The organism is Desulfovibrio sp. 1214_IL3152 (assembly GCF_036763055.1).
GTDB lineage: Bacteria > Desulfobacterota > Desulfovibrionia > Desulfovibrionales > Desulfovibrionaceae > Desulfovibrio.
The window spans coordinates 1-3,999 of sequence record NZ_JBAIYW010000430.1 but is presented as its reverse complement, the minus strand read 5'-3'; the positions used below and the strand labels follow the sequence as shown (position 1 = coordinate 3,999).

Here is a 3,999-nt window from a genome sequence, read left to right as displayed (position 1 = left end):
TCTTGTGGGCCTGCTGTCTGACGGCGGCGTGCATAGCCACATTCGCCACCTTGAGGCCCTGTGCGATATGGCGGCTGCGCAGGAGGTTCCTGTGCGCATTCACGGCCTTACAGACGGGCGCGACTGCCCGCCCCATAGCGGGGTGGATTTTGTACGCGCCCTTGAGGCCAGCATAAAGAATCAGCCGCAGACGCGTATTGCCGGTCTGGTGGGGCGTTTTTACGCTATGGACCGCGACAAGCGATGGGAGCGCGTCAAGGAAGCCTGGGATGTGATCGTGCATGGCACGGCCCCTCTGGCGGCCGATCCCGTGACAGCGGTGGAAGCTTCCTATGCCGGGGGCATTACCGATGAATTTCTGAAGCCCGTGCGCTTCTCCACAGGCGATGCCACGCCCGGTCTGGCCGATGGCGATGCGGTTTTTTTCTTTAACTTCCGGGCAGACCGGATGCGGGAATTGACCGCTGCCTTCATCACGCCCGGTTTTGAGGGCTTTGACAGGGGCAAAATGCCCGTGCTGTCGGCCCTGGCCTCCATGACCTCTTACGAGGCCAGCTTCAATCTGCCAGTGGCCTTTCCCAAAGAAGCGGTGGATCAGGGGCTTGGGCAGGTGGTGTCGCGCCAGGGCATGCGCCAGCTGCGGCTGGCTGAAACGGAAAAATACGCCCACGTGACCTATTTCTTCAATGGCGGCGTGGAAGAGCCGTTTACGGGCGAAGACCGCATCCTTGTGCCTTCTCCCCGCGACGTGGCGACCTATGACCTCAAACCTGCCATGAGCGCGCCCCTTGTGACGGACGAGTTTATCAAGGCCTGGAATTCCGGCCAGTATGATCTTGTGGTCTGCAATCTTGCCAACGGCGACATGGTCGGTCACACAGGGGTTCTAGAGGCAGCCGTTGAGGCATGCGAGGTGGTGGACAAGTGCGTGGGCCGCATGGTCGAGGCTGTTGAAGCCCGCCAGGGGCGCATGCTCGTCATTGCCGACCACGGCAACTGCGAAGTCATGCTTACGCCCGAAGGCCAGCCGCAAACGGCCCACACCACCAATCCCGTACCCTGCATCCTGCTTGAGCCGGGCGGCGAGGTCAAAAAACTGGCCGACGGCAGGCTGGCCGATGTGGCGCCCACGCTGCTGGCTTTGTGGGGCCTTGCCCCATCTTCCCTCATGACGGGGCAAAATCTGGCCCGTGGGCAGGAAACAGATTCGGACAAAAGGGAGGACGCCCGTGGCTGAACGTAAACGGCCCATAGAGCCTGTGGCCCCGGATGGCATGGAAATCCTTTTCTTTTATCAGTGTCCGGGTTGTGGCAAGCATGTGCCTCAGGCCAGCCCAACGGAGCCGCGCATGGTGCGTTGCCCGGGCTGCGGGCAGGGTTTTCCCATCATTCCTGTGGACGAGCACAGCCTGCATTATGTGCGCATCATGCTGGCGGAAGGCAAGGCTGCCGCTGATCCAGATTTTTTGTAACACGATGTTTGAAACGCTTGCGGATTTTTTCGTGAGCGGACCGGAAACATTCGGCAGTAAAAACGGCATCTGCAAGAGCAAATGCCGTTTTTTACGTCTCCTGAGCGCCCCAAAAAGAGGGCGGGGCAAGGTTTTTTGATGTCGGTTAAAATTTTTTTACGAAAATTCTTGCCACTGAAACTGAATCCGTGTAGAAAGAATTTCAACCTAAACGTAGGTTGCTGTATTTTTTTTGGGATGTTTTTTTAAAGAGAGGAAGGGCTATGAAACGTATCTGTACACTCGTGCTGGCCGCCGGCCTGCTTTTGGGCGCGGCCACCGGCGCCAGCGCCATTGACTTCAAGGCCAAGGGCCAGTGGCTCATGGGCTTCGGCGTGGGCGATGCCAACCCCATCAAGAACTATCGTGACGGCGACACCGGCAAGAGCAGCAAGTTCAACAGCAATGACCACTTTGAAGCCGCTCAGCGCCTGCGCCTGCAGTTGGATGCCGTGGCTTCCGAAGCCCTGTCCGGCACCGTGTACTTTGAAATCGGCACCACAACCTGGGGCCAGTCCAAGAGCGGCGGCGCCCTCGGCGCTGACAGTTCCAACCAGATCAGGCTGAAGCGCGCGTACCTCGACTGGATCGTGCCCGATACCGACGCCAAGGTGCGCATGGGCATCCAGGGCGTGGCCCTGCCCAACGTGGCCGGCGGCTCCGCTGTTATGGATACCGACGTTGCCGGCATCACCGTCAACTACAAGTTCAACGAAAACGTCGGCCTGACCGCCCTGTGGGCGCGTCCGCTGAACGACAACTACGTTGACGCCGACAACACCAAGAAAAATAACTATCTTGACAATATGGATCTGTTCAGCCTGATGGTCCCCCTGACCTTTGACGGCGTGAACGTGACCCCCTGGGCCATGTACGGCATGGTGGGCAAGAACGCCCTGAAAACCTGGAATAAGGACGAAAACCGTTATGATGCCATCGGCACTCGCGATGGTAACCCGAAATTTACTCTGCGTCCCTACCCTGGCATGACCGGCGTTAACAATGTCGGGCGCACCGGCAACGAGTACGGCGGTGCCTTCTGGGCTGGTCTGCCCATCGCCGTGACCATGTTTGATCCGCTGAACATCGAACTGGACATCAACTACGGCTATATGCAGGGCATGGGCCGCTTTGACGCCGAGAAGAACGGCAACACTGTGACCAAGCGTTCCAGTACCGAACGTCAGGGCTGGCTTGCCAAGGCCCTGGTGGAATACAAGCTGGATTGGGGCGTACCCGGCCTTCTCGGCTGGTATGCTTCCGGTGACGACAGCAATCCCAAGAACGGCTCCGAGCGCATGCCTTCCATTGTACCCATGGGCAACTTTACCTCTTTCATGGGTGACGGTAACATGGGTTGGATCCGTCAGGACTACAGTGTTGATTACGCCGGCACCTGGGGTATCGGCGCGCAGATCCGCGACATGAGCTTCATCGAAGACCTGTCGCACACCTTCCGCGTGGTCTACTTTGGCGGCACCAACAGCCCCACCATGGCCAAGTACATGGACAACGCGTACTCTTGGGCCACGGAATATGGCGATGGCGCACCCAGCCCGTACCTGACCACCAACGACGGCATGCTGGAATTCAACCTGGTGAACAGCTACAAGATTTACGAAAACCTCGAAATGAATCTTGAACTGGACTACGTTGCCAACTTTATGGACAACAGCACCTGGAAGAAGGCCAACGGCGGCGGCAGCTTCGACAAGCAGGATATGTGGAAGGCCCAGGTGGTCTTCGCGTACAGCTTCTAGAACAGTTAATGCCTGAAATGGTCGCCTGACGGCGAAGCACGTTTACCGTGCGTCCATTTCAGGCAGAGCATTGAAACCTTTCGGGGTTGAACTGCTCAAAGCTGCACAGCCTGCCGCAAGGCAAGCGAGATGACTTCAAAGGGGGGGCTTCGGCTCCCCCTTTTTGCATTGATAACGTAATTTGTGCCACTGACGTGGCATTTTTTTACGCAGGGGCGCGCTGCCAGAAAAATATCAGCCCCAATGCATTTCGCGGTGCAGCACAGCCGCCAGAGCAGGTTGCGCATGAAATGCGTTGAAGTTCTGCGCTGGCTGTACCTTTGACCTGCCATGCAGCGTTGAAAACGCCGCCCACCATTTTGGTGACGGGCGGCGGAGTCCGGAAGGAACGCCAAGGGAGCGGCAGGAAAGGTAAAAAGGCCGGCAAATATCAGCGTTTGCGCTGCAGGCGGTCGCGCAGCAGTATGGCCGCCAGGTTCATGCCCAGCACCAGAAGCAGCAGCACAAGCCCGGTTCCGTATTGCAGGGGGCGGGTTTTTTCTATTTCTGTGCCTGCGGTAGCCAGCACATACATATGGTAGGGCAGGGCCATAACGGAGCTGAAGATGGAATCCGGAGTCTTGGGTGTATAAAAAACAGCCGCCGTGAACATGATGGCGGCGGTTTCGCCAGCGGCGCGCGCCACACCAAGGATGGCCCCGGTAAGCATGCCGGGCAGGGCGCAGGGC

Annotated in this window: 3 protein-coding genes and 1 pseudogene; 3 read left to right on the top strand and 1 reads right to left on the bottom strand. The window is 58.3% G+C overall.

The features are described 5' to 3' along the window. From gpmI to V6C07_RS09080, 3 genes are all read left to right on the top strand, one after another. Positions 1 to 1,237: 2,3-bisphosphoglycerate-independent phosphoglycerate mutase (gene gpmI, locus V6C07_RS09090; RefSeq protein ID WP_333536095.1), on the top strand; the 1,237-nt coding region annotated here is incomplete at its 5' end. Beyond that, positions 1,230 to 1,472: a hypothetical protein gene (locus tag V6C07_RS09085; RefSeq protein WP_012624199.1), complete on the top strand. Its 243-nt coding sequence runs from the start codon at positions 1,230 to 1,232 to the stop codon at positions 1,470 to 1,472. The genes gpmI and V6C07_RS09085, both read left to right, overlap by 8 nt. A 263-nt stretch (positions 1,473 to 1,735) precedes the next feature. Continuing rightward, positions 1,736 to 3,271 (top strand): outer membrane homotrimeric porin, encoded by a 1,536-nt coding sequence (locus V6C07_RS09080; protein ID WP_333536093.1) that lies wholly within the window; start codon positions 1,736 to 1,738, stop codon positions 3,269 to 3,271. Between the two features lie 430 nt (positions 3,272 to 3,701). Here V6C07_RS09080 and V6C07_RS09075 read toward each other — a convergent pair. Further along, positions 3,702 to 3,999, bottom strand: a pseudogene (locus tag V6C07_RS09075) (phosphate ABC transporter permease PstA); the annotation flags it as partial.

Excerpts from the sequence above, each read along its gene's own strand:
- V6C07_RS09080 (WP_333536093.1), top strand. The coding sequence starts at position 1,736 with ATGAAACGTATCTGTACACTCGTGCTGGCCGCCGGCCTGCTTTTGGGC.